Genomic DNA, 12,528 nt, shown 5'->3' with positions numbered 1-12,528 from the left:
TTAAAATAACCTTTCCTTGATCACCAGGGTATTAGCCAGCATATCATGCAGGCATTGCTGTTTCTTGTTGAAGAAAGCTATTACATAACCCAAGCAAAAGGGCAGTGCAGAAAGCAGTTTGAGTAAATTACGGCTGATAGCCACACCTGTACTGATACGGTCGCCATTCATATCTACCACTTTAATCTTGAGCATTTGTTTGCCGTAGGTGGCCTGTTTGGCGGAGCTTTCCATCACAATATGATAAATCACTTTAGCCAGGGGGATAACGCCCAAAATACTGAAGGATACAATAATACGCGTTTCTTTATCCTGAATAAACAACAGTACTACAATAAAAGCGATAATCACAAACACGCCGAAGAGGATAAACCAATCCAATACCGAAGCCAGCAGCCGCTGATCAAAACTGCCATAATATTGCATGAGCAATGCTGGTTTAGCAAAACCGAAAAGTGCGCGTAGTTCGGCAATTTCCTGTGCTTCTTTATAATCGTCCATTTCTGGGGTTTTTATAAAGTCGGTAGGTTTTACTTTGTGGTCTTTTAGCTGGTCGATGCTAAAAGGGCCTTGTGGTTTACCATCAATTACCAATATAAAGGTTTGAGCCATTGATCAGGTTTTTTGTGGGATATTTACTTTGTTTGATTATCGCAAACGCCCGAAGTTACTTTGTTGGACAGAAAAACTTTTTAAACCTCAAATTTTAACACTTTTTCGGTCGAAAACAGGGTGAAAAAGCTTAGTTATTACTCACTTTAACTAAATTTTAACGCCATTTTAACACTTTTTAACAAATTTTTGATGGGTTTTGAAAGGTTTAAAAAGTGTTAATTTATTGATTGTTATTGTTTTAACTTAAAATTGACTTGTTTTTGATCCCTTTTCTTGTTTAACAAAACAGCCCGGTTTTCTGGTTTAGAGAAAACCGGGCTGGTTATTGGTATAAAGATACGAAAAATTAGGGAGAGGATGACAATCTCTTTTGCAATGAACTATGATCCATCAACTATGAACCTTACGACAAATATGGTTTCCACCAATTGCTGTTGTAGGCTTCTTTTACTTCGGTTGGTTCGCCGGGTTTGGGGACAAACAGGTTAATATTTTTATCTTTTGCCAAATCGGTTAACCGTTCAATAGGTTCATACCAGGCGTGCGGGGCCAGACTGAAAGTGCCGTAGTGTACGGGCATCATCAGCTTGCCTTTGAGGGCCAGGTGCGCGTTGGAGGCATGATCGGGGCCCATGTGTATATCGGGCCAGTATTTGCCATAAGCGCCAATTTCCAATATCGTGAGATCAAACGGGCCAAAGGCTTCGCCGATTTCCGCAAAACTGGGCGACCAGCCCGAATCGGCACCAAAATAAATATTGTGTTTTGTGCCTCTGATAACGAATGACGACCATAAGGTTTCATTACGGCCAGTGATACCCCGGCCCGAAAAATGCCTCGAAGGGGTAGCCGTAACTACCAGATCATTACCGATCACTACGCTATTACCCCAGTCCATTTCGGTGATACGGTTTTCGGCAATACCCCATTTAATCAGGTGTTGGCCTACACCTACCGAACAATAGAACGGCGTTGAAGAACCGGCGAAAAATTGAATAGTATCTTTATCCAGGTGGTCATAATGATCATGTGATATAATGATAGCATCCAGCGGGGGCAATTCACTTAATGAAAGCGGTGGCTGAAAAAAGCGCTTAGGGCCAATGTATTTGGAAAACGAAACACGCTGGCTCCAAACCGGATCGGTGAGGATACGTTTGCCATCAATCTCAATTAATATACTGGTATGGCCAATCCAGGTGATGCGCAGGCCACTGGCCGGCGGATTTTGGTATGCAGTTGTATCGGTTTTAAAAGGGCCTAGTGTTTTAAGAGGGGTATTCTCGGCCTTGTTGTTGATGTATTCGCCCAGTATCGGTAGTATTTTACCAAAGCCGCCTTCGTCGGTTGGTATAACGTTAATATATTTTTTTCCTTCTTTTCGTGATCCTTCTAAACTCATGGTAAGCTAATAGTATTTTGGTTTAAGATAGGGTTAAGTGTTTAAAGTTACGGTAATGGGGTGTTTATTGACTGTGGAATGACGGTTGGGTTTATTTGGGAGGATGAGCGGGTTATCTATTTTAGAACGCTCAGTTGCCGCTGTAGCTGTTACTTTGTCGCCACAAAGTAACCAAAAGGCTGTCAGCAGAAATGCTTCTTTGCGCTCATAGCCTTTGCCCTGCAAATCGGACAGAACTAGGGCTGCAATTATTTTGCCCCACTTCGTTCCCTCATTTTTCCTGCGCTTCAGCAAAAACTTGCTATGCCCCGCAGCCGCACAAGCCATCATTGTTCTGCCCGCTTTCGCCCGAAGCTTATCTGCTGACGGGGAGAAAAGGTAATAGTTTAATGAGACAAATTCAATAATTAAAAAAGGCTATTGTCCTGTCGCAAAATTCCTGTAGGGCAGCGGGGAGCGTATCCCCGGTGTAAGGATGCGAGGCGCCTAAAACATGGTCACCGCCTTTGATGATCACCAGCTCGGACCTGGGTTGGGCTGTATGCAGTTCTTTGGCATGATCAAGGGGAACCGTTGGGTCGATGTCGCCATGCACCAGCAGCCAGGGCTGTTGTACTTCGGCGGCTTTGGCTGGGATATTCAGCCGTAAAGGGTGTTTGTCCAGGTCATCCAGCAAGGTTGATTTGAGCGGCATTTGCTGCCCGGTGCGGGAGTTGTGCATATAAATGACGCCCTGCAGATACCATTGCGCTTCGCTTTGCTGCGGCCACAGATTGCGGAAGCTGGATATGGAAGCCATGGTGACCAGTTTTTTGATGCGACTGTCCTCTGCTGATTTGATGATGCTGATGCCGCCACCCATACTATGCCCTATTAAAAATACACCATTGGCTGCGGCCATACCCGAGCCGCTGCAGGCAAAATCAATAATAGTATCCAGGTCTTCCAGCTCGATGGAAAAGGTATTATCACTAAAGGCAATCAGATCGGCAAAATCGGTAGGATGATCTGGCGTAGTGCCATTATGCGAGAAGTTAAATTTGAGGTACCGGAAACCGTTACGGGCGAAATAATCGGCTACCAGGTTATGTGTGCCCCAATCTTTAAAGCCTTTAAACCCATGCGCAAAGATCACTACCGGCGCGTTTTTAAGTGCATCGTCATACGTTACATCTATCAACATCGGGCGGCCCTTAGCGCCGGGCAGTGTATAATTGTCTTTACGGATCATGGGTGAAAATTACACTTTTTTGGCGGTAATGGGTGGATGTATACGCGGTACACATGCACTGGCAGTGGGATATTACTTTAAACTATCCTTGCATTTAGTATCGAGTTTAAATGATGTATCCCTTCCTGTTGCTTTATTTTTTACTTTATAGTAAATGGAGTTTTCTTTTTTAATTATTGAATCGCCAACATTTAAGAAATCATACATATCACCGAGCTTAGCGGGAAACATCATAGTCTCTTCTACTCCATTATCATTTAAGTAACTAATTGTTTTATAATTATGATTAACAGAATCAATAAATTTTCTTAGCACTTTGGAGTGGATTTGTTGGTTGTTTATTTCGTGAAATATATTGCATTCATGATACTTTTCGTTTAGACCAGGCAAGATTTGAAAAAAAACAATGTATATCGAAATCCAGATAATAACCATCAATATGATTTTTAATTTCATTGAACTTTATTATAAAATCTAAGTGAACAATCTAGTTAAAGGTATTATAAATCTCTAAAATAAATGTCCGCCAGTTCAAGCGTTTTTCGCTTAAACCACAATGCTGGTAAGCGTTTACGCTTACCAGATCGAAAAATGTAAGCGTGGACGCTTGATTGGGCGAAGAACTCTGCTCCGAATTTTATTTTGCCAGCAACTCTTTTAAAGTAGTTGATGTAACTGGCTCGTTATTGATTGCAGTTAAAATAATCAAGTAAAGGGCCTGGTTTTTTTTGATAAAATAAATGGAAATTGGCATAGATGCCTTGTCATCTTTCGGTTTGATATAGATATCCTGTGCCTGATTCTGTCCATATTGAATAGAAAGATTTTTAAGATCTGAATAGTAGCCCGCTATAGAGTCCCTTTTTTCAATTGTTTGTGCGTCATTACCAAATATATTAAGAAAAATGGCCGATATCTTTTCTGGTTGCCCCACTTTGTAGCTAATGGAGAAAAGCTTATGATCATTAATCTCTCTATAAGATTGATCATAAGTAATGTGCTTGTCCTGATGGCTTTCTGTGATAAAATCTGACAAAGAATGATTGAAGGAGGTATCTATTTTATACACCTGGATAAAATATTTGTTGTCATATCTGATGTCGGCAACAGCATTCCGGAATCTGGTATTTATCGTTCCATCGGATGACAGGTTGTTTTTGTATTTAAATAGGTCTCCATAATCGACCGGAATAGTTTGACTTATTGTTACGTTTTCATTTTGCATCGATTTTACATCTCTGTCGCCTGTATTTTTAATAAAAAAAACCAGCCTTATGAATAAAAGAGCAATGATCAGGCATATAATTAGGGGGAGATTTTTTTTCATGCGATAGCAAATTTAATTTAAAACCCCGCTAGTTCAAGTTTCTTTCGCTTAAACTATAATGATTGTGAGCGTAGACATTTACTCTAAAATATCAATCAAGCGTTGACGCTTGCTTGGGCATGAGGGGTATCGCGGTATTCGTACAAGTCATCCATTTCACTAATACTTACGTATGCTTTCCTATATCTTGGATGAATAATTTTTATACATTTATATGCATACGTAACATGCGTGTATTGGCTGATGGAAACAAGAGATAAAAGAGCCCTGTATTTTGTATCTTCTGTATTGTTTGTAATCGTAGTATATAAAGTATACTACGATTACAAACAATCAATTGTCATGAGAAATTCCATAATAACTGTTGCACAGGTTACCGATGTTGAATACACAAGAGGAGCTACATTTGTTCATGTGCGATATGAGTATAATGGAAAGGTTTTTAACGAGAATTATTCTTCCTATAACCGGGCTGCACTAGATAGTCTGAAGCAGTATAAAAAAGTCAGGCTTCGTATTTCAAAGCGTTTTCCGGATCAATACATAGAATATGTTGGTGTTGAAAGCCCATAGTTTTCCCCATGCTGCCGCAAGTGTCCCGCTTTGTGGTAGCGATTAAAAAGTAGCTTCGGTTATGACGATATCGCTTGCCTTTACAACAACGGTATTAGCCAGCAAATCGCCCAGGCGTTGGTGTTTTTCTGTTTTTGAAACCAGGATCAGTGCCGGTATCCCATAAATAAATATGTCAATGGGGTCACAAATACGTCGTTTCAGCGCATCCGTAAAGCTAACCTTTGATCCATCGGTTTTTACTACTTTTAATTTACACAGATCATGTCCGGGGGTGCCATTTATGGATTCTAACAGTACAAAATAAAGGATCCAAACAATGGGTATTGGCCATGTCATTATCCCATTAACTTCCATATGGCCCGGTTGGGCTGACTCGTTAAATACATACAGGTAGGTAAAATAGAAAGTACCAAAAATGGTATAATCAATTAGCGTGGTCAGTATGCGCAGTTTGATGTAAGCTTTAGGTATAACCCGTGTAAATTTCATTACCTAATATTACACTTTTTTGCCGTTAAATGTAATATTATACAAATCAGTTCGGCGATCTTTCAGATTCTGTACGCTGCCGTATTCATGTAACTCATCCAGCAGGGAAAGATCTACGTCCGCGATCACAATCATTTCGCTGTTAGGCGTAGCTTCAGACTGGATACCATTGGTGGGGAAGCCAAAGTCTGACGGCGTAAACACCGCCGATTGTGCGTAGCTGATGCCCATATTGTTTACATTAGGCAAATTACCCACGCAGCCTGCAATGGCTACATAACATTCGTTCTCTACAGCACGGGCCTGAGCGCAAAATTTAACCCGGTTGTAACCGTTCTGCGTATCGGTCAAAAAGGGTACGAATAAGATTTGCATATCCTGACTGGCCAATATGCGCGATAGTTCGGGAAACTCCACATCATAACAGATCAGGATACCTACTTTACCGGCATCAGTTTCAAATACTTTTACTTCATCGCCTCCGCGCATACCCCATGAGCTGATCTCGGCCGGAGTAGGATGTATCTTGTAAACCTCTTCCATACTGCCGTTTCGTCTGAACAGGTAGGATACATTGTACAGTGAATCTTCAAAAATAACGGGCATGCTGCCCGCAATAATATTTACGTTGTAGGATACGGCCAGTTTGGAGAACTCTTCGATAATGGGCTGCGTGTATTTGGCCAGCTCGCGCATGGCCTTGGCCGAATCCATGTGATTATAATCGGCCATCAGCGGGGTGTTGAACAGCTCGGGGAAGAGAATAAAATCGGCCTGGTAATCGCTTACCGCATCAACAAAATATTCGGCATGTTTCAACAGTTCGCTGATGTTATTATAACTCCGCATTTGCCATTGTACCAGGCCTATGCGCACCACCGTTTTTTGATTGATGGCCGTGCTGATCTCTTCGTAATACACGTTGTTCCACTCAATGAGGGTGGCAAAACCTTTGGAGCGGCTATCCTCGGGCAGGTAATTGCGCAGCACCTTGCGCACGTGAAAATCATTAGCCAGCTGAAACGACAGGGTAGGGTCATAGATCTCTTTATACTTTACCTTGTCGATATATTGCCGGGGTGTCAGATCATTCTGATATTTCTGATAATTGGGGATGCGACCACCAGCGATAATGCTTTTGAGGTTCAGCTTTTCGCAAAGAGCCTTACGCGCTTCATACAACCGGCGAGCCAGGCGCAGACCGCGATAGTTGGGGTGGATAAAAATATCGATGCCGTATAACACATCGCCATTATCGTTGTGCGTTTTAAAAGTACTGTCGCCGGTTATTTGTTTGTAGGTATGGTTATCGCCGAACTTTTGGTAATCGACAATAATCGATAGCGCACAGCCTACCACCACATCATTCACAGTGATACAGATCTGGCCTTCGGGGAATAGCTTGATGAGTCTTCGGATAGAATTGGCATCCCAATAGTCCTCGTCCATATCCATATAGGCCGATTTCATCGATTTTTTAAGCTCCTGGTAGTCCTGTACTTCCAGGTTACGCATTTCAACACTTTGCAGATCCATAGGTTGTTTTTATATTTTAAGGGGAGCAAAGATTTTTGGAATAAGGAGCAATGATTTTTCTTTTGCTATTCCTTGCTAATATCCTTGCTCTTTGTTCTTCAAATCTTTAGTCCTAATATCTTTGTTCCTTGTTCCAAATATCTTTGCTCCAAAAATCCCAACTACGATTTAGTATACCACCATGCCCAGGCCATCAGCACTGGCTGCAGCATCAGGCGTATCCAGGCCAGTAATGGAGTTACGGTGAGCTTGCCCAATCTTAGTGGTGCATCACTTATCATACTAATGTGTACCGGTAAAAAAGCAATCAGCATTAATATTATAGTATAAGCCGCCATCGGTCTGGTTTGTGTTGGGATCAGCAGCAGAGCCAGCAATATTTCGGCAGCACCCGCTATGATATTAATAACTACCGGGTAGGGTAGGTAATGCGGAATGATGCGGTAATACGATGTTGGATTGATAAAATGATTGATACCTGCAAGCGCGTACCCAATTACCAGTATAATCAGGCTTATATTTTTGATAAGATGCATTATGTAATATACATTATTTTGTTAAATATTGTTTTAAGCAGTTTTAATGTTGTTTTACGGTCAGTTTTCGTAATTTATAAACATTCTAAATAGCCCTGTATGACAAAGTATTGACACGGGATCTCATTTATAGTGATATTTTTGTTCGGTCAAATTTAAAACTGCTTTGAAGTATTTAAAGGTTATTGCTTTTACACACAAACAGATTGAACTGAAGGAATTAGGTAGATTGGTGGTTTGCCAGGAAAATCTGACAGAAAAACTTCAACAGGTAAAAGCTCAATTTGGAATTCCGGAAATATTTTATCTGGCTACGTGCAACCGTGTTGAGTTTGTTATGACAACCCCGCATAAGGTCGACAAGGATTTTGCCCGTAAGTTCATCGAATCATTTAATACCGAATTGTGTGATCATTCCCTGAGTACCTTTATGGATAGCGCATCTATCTACGAAGAGCAGGAGGCTATGATACATCTTTTACGTACTTCATGCTCACTGGAAAGTTTGATAGTTGGTGAAAAGGAAATTCTGGCTCAGCTGCGCAAAGCTTATGAGCATTGCAAAGAGGCAGGTCTTACTGCCGACGGTTTACGCATGGTGATGAACTGTGTGGTTAAAACGGCCAAGGAGGTTTATACCCATACCAATATTTCTAAAAATCCAATCTCGGTAGTATCATTGGCTTATCGCAAACTGCGAGATCTTAACCTGTGTGCTACTGATGCCCGGGTACTGATCATCGGTGCCGGCGAAACCAATCGTAACATTTCCAAATACCTTAAAAAGCATAAATTCACCAATTTCGCGGTATTTAACCGTACCCTGTCAAAGGCAGCCGAACTGGCAACCGACCTGGGTGGTGAAGCTTTTGACCTGGAGGCTTTAAAAACATACAATAAAGGTTTTGATGTGATCATTACCTGCACATCGGCAGTAGAGCCTATCATCACTACCGAAATATATCAATCGCTTCTTAACGGCGAAACCGGTCGTAAAACTATTGTCGATCTGGCTATTCCTAATGACACCGCTCCGGAAGTATTGGAGCAGTTTCCTGTTAACTTTATCGAGGTACACTCACTTAATGAGGTTGCCAAACGTAACCTGCAGGAACGTTACCAGGAATTGGTACATGCAGAAGCCATCATTGATCAAAACATCGCCGAGTTTTGTACGCAGCTGAAACAACGCCGTATTGAAGTGGCCATGCGCCAGGTACCCGAAAAGATCAAAGAGATCCGCAACACAGCCATTAATTCTGTTTTTGCCGATGAGGTACAGGGACTGGATGAACAATCGCGCGAGATTTTGGAAAAGGTGATCAATTACATGGAGAAAAAATATATCAGCGTGCCGATGATTATGGCGAAGGATATATTGATCAACGAAAATTAATTTCAACTGTTTCCCGGATAATTTAAAAAATATGTCATTGCGAGCGCAGCGTGGCAATCTCTTCATTTGCTTGGTGTATACCCGCTCTTGGCCGCGGGAGGGCCAGTCACTTTTCCTTGATGAAAAGTAACCAAAAATCAAGTCAGCATAAATGCTTCTTTGCGCGCAAGGCCTTTACCCTGCAAAGCCGTCAGAACCACGGGCTGCTAAACCTTACCCCAACTTCGTTTGCTCATTCCCATGCTTCGGCAAGGTTTGCTAATGCCCCTGCAGCTGCACCACCTGTCATCGTTCTGCCTGCTTTCGCCCGAAGCTGTTCTGCTGACGGGAAAAAGAAATCGTGGCAATCCCTTAATCCTATAAACGGCGCAGCCCCCTCTTGAACTCCAATGAAAATAAACGATAAGTGAAAAATCAAGGTTCAGACAAAAACTCAATAATTCACTAAATCACTAATTCAATAATTAAAAGCGTTAGGGATAGCAGCGGATACCGGCCCTGTGCCTAATGCCTGCAGGCGTATGAGCGGATAGCCCGGGCCGAAGGCAACGCCCGGATGAAATTTAATATTTGGAAACCCCTATTCATCAATCTCTCCCTGGTTTATTTTCAAGAAAAATCACTAATTCACTAACTCACTAATTCAATAATTAACAATTATTAGTCACTCTACTTTCATAACATGAATTAATGTTAAATTCATGCCTGTAAAAAATTAAATTTGCACCGTAAAAAATCATTCTTTTGGACAGAACACTGATAATAGGAACCCGCGGCAGTGAATTGGCACTATGGCAGGCTAATTTTGTAAAAGACAGCCTTGCCGCCATCAACGTAAATGCCGAACTGAAAATCATAAAAACCCAGGGCGACCGTATACTAAACCTGAGCTTTGATAAGTTGGAAGGAAAAGGGTTTTTCACCAAGGAATTAGAAGAAGAATTATTGGCCGGTACCATTGATATCGCGGTACACTCGCACAAGGACCTGCCAACTGAAAACCCTCCGGGACTCATCATCGCAGCAGTTTCAGAACGGGAGGACCCATCTGAGCTGTTGTTGATCTTGAAGGATTGTGTAGATGTGCATCAGAAGCTGTCAGTAAAATACGGCGCCATTGTAGGTACATCATCAAACCGGCGCAAAGCGCAGCTGCTGGCACACCGCCCCGACCTGGAGATAGAAGACTTGCGCGGCAATGTGCCTACCCGTATAGGTAAATTGCGCGACGAAAAATACGATGCTATTATGATAGCCAAAGCGGGGGTGGTACGTTTAGGTTTAGATCTGAGCGAATTCCATGTAGAGGAGATTACCCCGGTGGAGCTGATCCCGGCCCCGGCACAGGGAGCGTTGGCTATCCAGATCCGCGAAAGTAACCAGGAAGTTTTTGATATACTGCAGACGCTGCACCACCCCGACGTAGCTGAAGAGCTGGCGGTGGAACGAACCGTGCTGAGAATGTTCGGCGGCGGCTGTCACCTGCCGTTGGGCTGTTACTGCAGGCGCGATGAGGGTATGTTCCAGGTATTTACTTCCAAAGCTGATGAAGGGGATGAATTTCCGAACCGGCTGTTTTTAGAAGCACCAACCAGCGAAGGTCTGGCCGAAAAGGTTATAGCGAAATATGCTAAAGATCGGAAACATCCATCGAAAGTATTTATATCGCGCGAATTGTCTGAGCAAAGCTACTTTAAGAAAGCGATGGAACATTTGGGTATTGAGGTAGAGGCGCGTTCACTTATCCGCACCGTACCGGTGATCACCAAGTTTGATTCCTACATATTAAAAAATATCGACTGGGTATTTTTCTCCAGTAAAAACGCGGTGGATTACTTTTTTCAGTTGAATCCGCTGTTTCCTAAAAAGGTAAAGTTTGGCGTAATGGGTAGCGGCAGTGAAGAGATGTTGCGCCGCAAAGGTCATTTTACTGATTATGTAGGCGAAGGCACCGATACTGCCGAAGTAGCCGAAGAATTTGCCAAGCTGGCCAATGGCAAGATCGTATTGTTCCCCGGTGCCGAAAGCCCCATGAGGAGCATACAGCAAGGACTATCTGCCGATACCAAAATTATCGACTTGCCGGTATATGAAACCGTATTGGTAGAAGATGTAGAGCCCAGCGGCGCCGATGTGATGGTGTTTACCAGTCCATCAAACGTGGAGGCTTACTTTACTGATAATTTGTTGGACCCTTACCAAAAGGTAGTGGTCATCGGTAAATCAACCGGCAAAAAATTTGATGAAATGGGTGTAAAATATACCCTGCCTTACTCGCCCGACGAAGTTGGGCTGGCAGAGGCTGTGTTTGGATTATAAGCCCCCTAACCCCCTAAAGGGGGGACGATAGGGTAAGCTTATATTTAATATTAAAATAAGAAATTAAAAAAACTCCCCCTTTAGGGGGCTGGGGGGCTCATGTTACAAAGACCACGTAGAAACCGGAAAAGTGAAGTGATACGCCAAATGGTGCAGGAAACACACGTTAGCGCGGCTAACCTGATATTCCCACTGTTTATTGTGGATGGTACGTTTCAAAAAACAGAAGTGGTTTCCATGCCAGGTATTTATCGCTATTCTGTTGATAATCTGTTACGCGAGATTGAAAGCTGCCTTAAACTGGGCTTAAACTCTTTTGACCTGTTCCCGAATATCGAGGATTCATTAAAAGATCCCCTGGCTACCGAAAGCTACCGTGATGACAGCTTGTACCTGAGGGCCATACGTGAGGTTAAAAAGAACTTCCCGGAGGCCTGTGTGGTTACCGATGTGGCGATGGATCCCTATAGCAGCGATGGCCATGATGGTATTGTGAAAGATGGCGTGATCCTGAATGATGAAACGCTGGAAGTATTGGTCAAAATGGCCCTGGCTCATGCGCAATGCGGTGCCGATATTATTGCTCCTTCTGATATGATGGATGGCCGTGTAGGATATATTCGTAATGTACTGGACGAAAACGGCTTTACCAACGTTTCTATTATGTCATACTCGGCCAAGTATGCCAGCGCTTTTTATGGTCCTTTCAGAGATGCCTTAAATTCGGCCCCTAAGTTTGGCGATAAAAAAACATACCAAATGAATCCCGCCAATCAGCGCGAAGCATTGATAGAAGCCAATCTGGACGAACTGGAAGGTGCCGATTTTTTAATGGTAAAACCAGCCTTGCCTTATCTGGACGTAATAAAACTAATAAAAGACAATACCGAATTGCCGGTAGCGGCCTATAATGTAAGCGGCGAATATGCCATGATTAAAGCAGCCATACAAAAAGGCTGGCTGAACGAGCAGCGCGCCATTACCGAAGTGCTCACCAGCATCCGCAGGGCAGGAGCTACCGCGATACTAACCTATCACGCCAAAGAGGTGTTGGAGAATAAATGGATATAAAGCCCCCCGGCCCCCTGAAGGGGGAGCGAA

At 42.8% G+C, this 12,528-nt stretch carries 14 protein-coding genes; 5 read left to right on the top strand and 9 right to left on the bottom strand.

Features of this window, described 5'->3' with window-relative positions:
- The 6 genes from G7092_RS14495 to G7092_RS14470 all read right to left on the bottom strand — a co-directional run bounded on the left by G7092_RS14495 (window position 1) and on the right by G7092_RS14470 (window position 4,575).
- Complete coding sequence (locus G7092_RS14495; protein ID WP_166090487.1) at window positions 1–612, bottom strand: RDD family protein; 612 nt, start codon at window positions 610–612, stop codon at window positions 1–3.
- Window positions 613–1,018: 406 nt separating this feature from the next.
- Window positions 1,019–2,017 (bottom strand): MBL fold metallo-hydrolase, encoded by a 999-nt coding sequence (locus G7092_RS14490; protein WP_166090486.1) that lies wholly within the window; start codon window positions 2,015–2,017, stop codon window positions 1,019–1,021.
- Between the two features lie 33 nt (window positions 2,018–2,050).
- Window positions 2,051–2,347, bottom strand: a complete 297-nt coding sequence (locus G7092_RS14485) for a hypothetical protein (RefSeq protein ID WP_166090485.1) — start codon at window positions 2,345–2,347, stop codon at window positions 2,051–2,053.
- A gap of 70 nt (window positions 2,348–2,417) precedes the next feature.
- Window positions 2,418–3,248 (bottom strand): alpha/beta hydrolase family protein, encoded by an 831-nt coding sequence (locus G7092_RS14480; protein ID WP_166090484.1) that lies wholly within the window; start codon window positions 3,246–3,248, stop codon window positions 2,418–2,420.
- A 72-nt stretch (window positions 3,249–3,320) separates the two neighbouring features.
- Window positions 3,321–3,704: a hypothetical protein gene (locus G7092_RS14475; protein WP_166090483.1), complete on the bottom strand. Its 384-nt coding sequence runs from the start codon at window positions 3,702–3,704 to the stop codon at window positions 3,321–3,323.
- A gap of 181 nt (window positions 3,705–3,885) precedes the next feature.
- Entirely contained in the window at window positions 3,886–4,575 is a 690-nt protein-coding gene (locus G7092_RS14470; RefSeq protein WP_166090482.1) for a hypothetical protein, read from the bottom strand.
- Between the two features lie 342 nt (window positions 4,576–4,917).
- Between G7092_RS14470 and G7092_RS14465 the strand changes: the two genes are divergently transcribed.
- Window positions 4,918–5,148 (top strand): hypothetical protein, encoded by a 231-nt coding sequence (locus G7092_RS14465; protein ID WP_166090481.1) that lies wholly within the window; start codon window positions 4,918–4,920, stop codon window positions 5,146–5,148.
- A 42-nt stretch (window positions 5,149–5,190) separates the two neighbouring features.
- Here the strand turns inward: G7092_RS14465 and G7092_RS14460 are convergent, their stop codons facing one another.
- From G7092_RS14460 to G7092_RS14450, 3 genes are all read right to left on the bottom strand, one after another.
- Window positions 5,191–5,640, bottom strand: coding sequence for an RDD family protein (locus G7092_RS14460; RefSeq protein ID WP_166090480.1), 450 nt, complete (start codon window positions 5,638–5,640; stop codon window positions 5,191–5,193).
- Between the two features lie 9 nt (window positions 5,641–5,649).
- Complete coding sequence (locus G7092_RS14455; protein ID WP_166090479.1) at window positions 5,650–7,176, bottom strand: carbon-nitrogen hydrolase family protein; 1,527 nt, start codon at window positions 7,174–7,176, stop codon at window positions 5,650–5,652.
- A gap of 161 nt (window positions 7,177–7,337) precedes the next feature.
- A complete protein-coding gene (locus G7092_RS14450) occupies window positions 7,338–7,712 on the bottom strand; it encodes a DoxX family protein (protein ID WP_166090478.1) in 375 nt (124 codons plus the stop codon).
- A 166-nt stretch (window positions 7,713–7,878) separates the two neighbouring features.
- On the opposite strand from G7092_RS14450, the gene hemA reads away from it, so the two are divergent.
- The 4 genes from hemA (at window position 7,879) to hemB (ending at window position 12,498) form a co-directional block, all read left to right on the top strand.
- Window positions 7,879–9,108, top strand: coding sequence for a glutamyl-tRNA reductase (gene hemA, locus G7092_RS14445; RefSeq protein WP_166090477.1), 1,230 nt, complete (start codon window positions 7,879–7,881; stop codon window positions 9,106–9,108).
- A gap of 119 nt (window positions 9,109–9,227) precedes the next feature.
- Window positions 9,228–9,491 carry a hypothetical protein gene (locus G7092_RS14440; protein ID WP_166090476.1) on the top strand — a complete coding sequence of 88 codons (264 nt, stop codon included), beginning with the start codon at window positions 9,228–9,230 and terminating at the stop codon, window positions 9,489–9,491.
- Between the two features lie 361 nt (window positions 9,492–9,852).
- Window positions 9,853–11,427, top strand: coding sequence for a hydroxymethylbilane synthase (hemC, locus tag G7092_RS14435; protein ID WP_166090475.1), 1,575 nt, complete (start codon window positions 9,853–9,855; stop codon window positions 11,425–11,427).
- A gap of 99 nt (window positions 11,428–11,526) precedes the next feature.
- A complete protein-coding gene (gene hemB, locus G7092_RS14430) occupies window positions 11,527–12,498 on the top strand; it encodes a porphobilinogen synthase (RefSeq protein ID WP_166090474.1) in 972 nt (323 codons plus the stop codon).
- Window positions 12,499–12,528 lie beyond the last annotated feature (30 nt).

This window comes from Mucilaginibacter inviolabilis (genome assembly GCF_011089895.1).
GTDB lineage: Bacteria > Bacteroidota > Bacteroidia > Sphingobacteriales > Sphingobacteriaceae > Mucilaginibacter > Mucilaginibacter inviolabilis.
This window is presented reverse-complemented; position numbering and strand designations above follow the sequence as displayed.

Excerpts from the sequence above, each read along its gene's own strand:
- G7092_RS14490 (WP_166090486.1), bottom strand. The coding sequence starts at position 2,017 with ATGAGTTTAGAAGGATCACGAAAAGAAGGAAAAAAATATATTAACGTT.
- G7092_RS14480 (WP_166090484.1), bottom strand. The coding sequence starts at position 3,248 with ATGATCCGTAAAGACAATTATACACTGCCCGGCGCTAAGGGCCGCCCG.
- G7092_RS14470 (WP_166090482.1), bottom strand. The coding sequence starts at position 4,575 with ATGAAAAAAAATCTCCCCCTAATTATATGCCTGATCATTGCTCTTTTA.
- G7092_RS14475 (WP_166090483.1), bottom strand. The coding sequence starts at position 3,704 with ATGAAATTAAAAATCATATTGATGGTTATTATCTGGATTTCGATATAC.
- G7092_RS14485 (WP_166090485.1), bottom strand. The coding sequence starts at position 2,347 with ATGATGGCTTGTGCGGCTGCGGGGCATAGCAAGTTTTTGCTGAAGCGC.
- G7092_RS14495 (WP_166090487.1), bottom strand. The coding sequence starts at position 612 with ATGGCTCAAACCTTTATATTGGTAATTGATGGTAAACCACAAGGCCCT.
- hemB (WP_166090474.1), top strand. The coding sequence starts at position 11,527 with ATGTTACAAAGACCACGTAGAAACCGGAAAAGTGAAGTGATACGCCAA.
- G7092_RS14460 (WP_166090480.1), bottom strand. The coding sequence starts at position 5,640 with ATGAAATTTACACGGGTTATACCTAAAGCTTACATCAAACTGCGCATA.
- G7092_RS14450 (WP_166090478.1), bottom strand. The coding sequence starts at position 7,712 with ATGCATCTTATCAAAAATATAAGCCTGATTATACTGGTAATTGGGTAC.
- G7092_RS14440 (WP_166090476.1), top strand. The coding sequence starts at position 9,228 with ATGAAAAGTAACCAAAAATCAAGTCAGCATAAATGCTTCTTTGCGCGC.
- G7092_RS14465 (WP_166090481.1), top strand. The coding sequence starts at position 4,918 with ATGAGAAATTCCATAATAACTGTTGCACAGGTTACCGATGTTGAATAC.
- G7092_RS14455 (WP_166090479.1), bottom strand. The coding sequence starts at position 7,176 with ATGGATCTGCAAAGTGTTGAAATGCGTAACCTGGAAGTACAGGACTAC.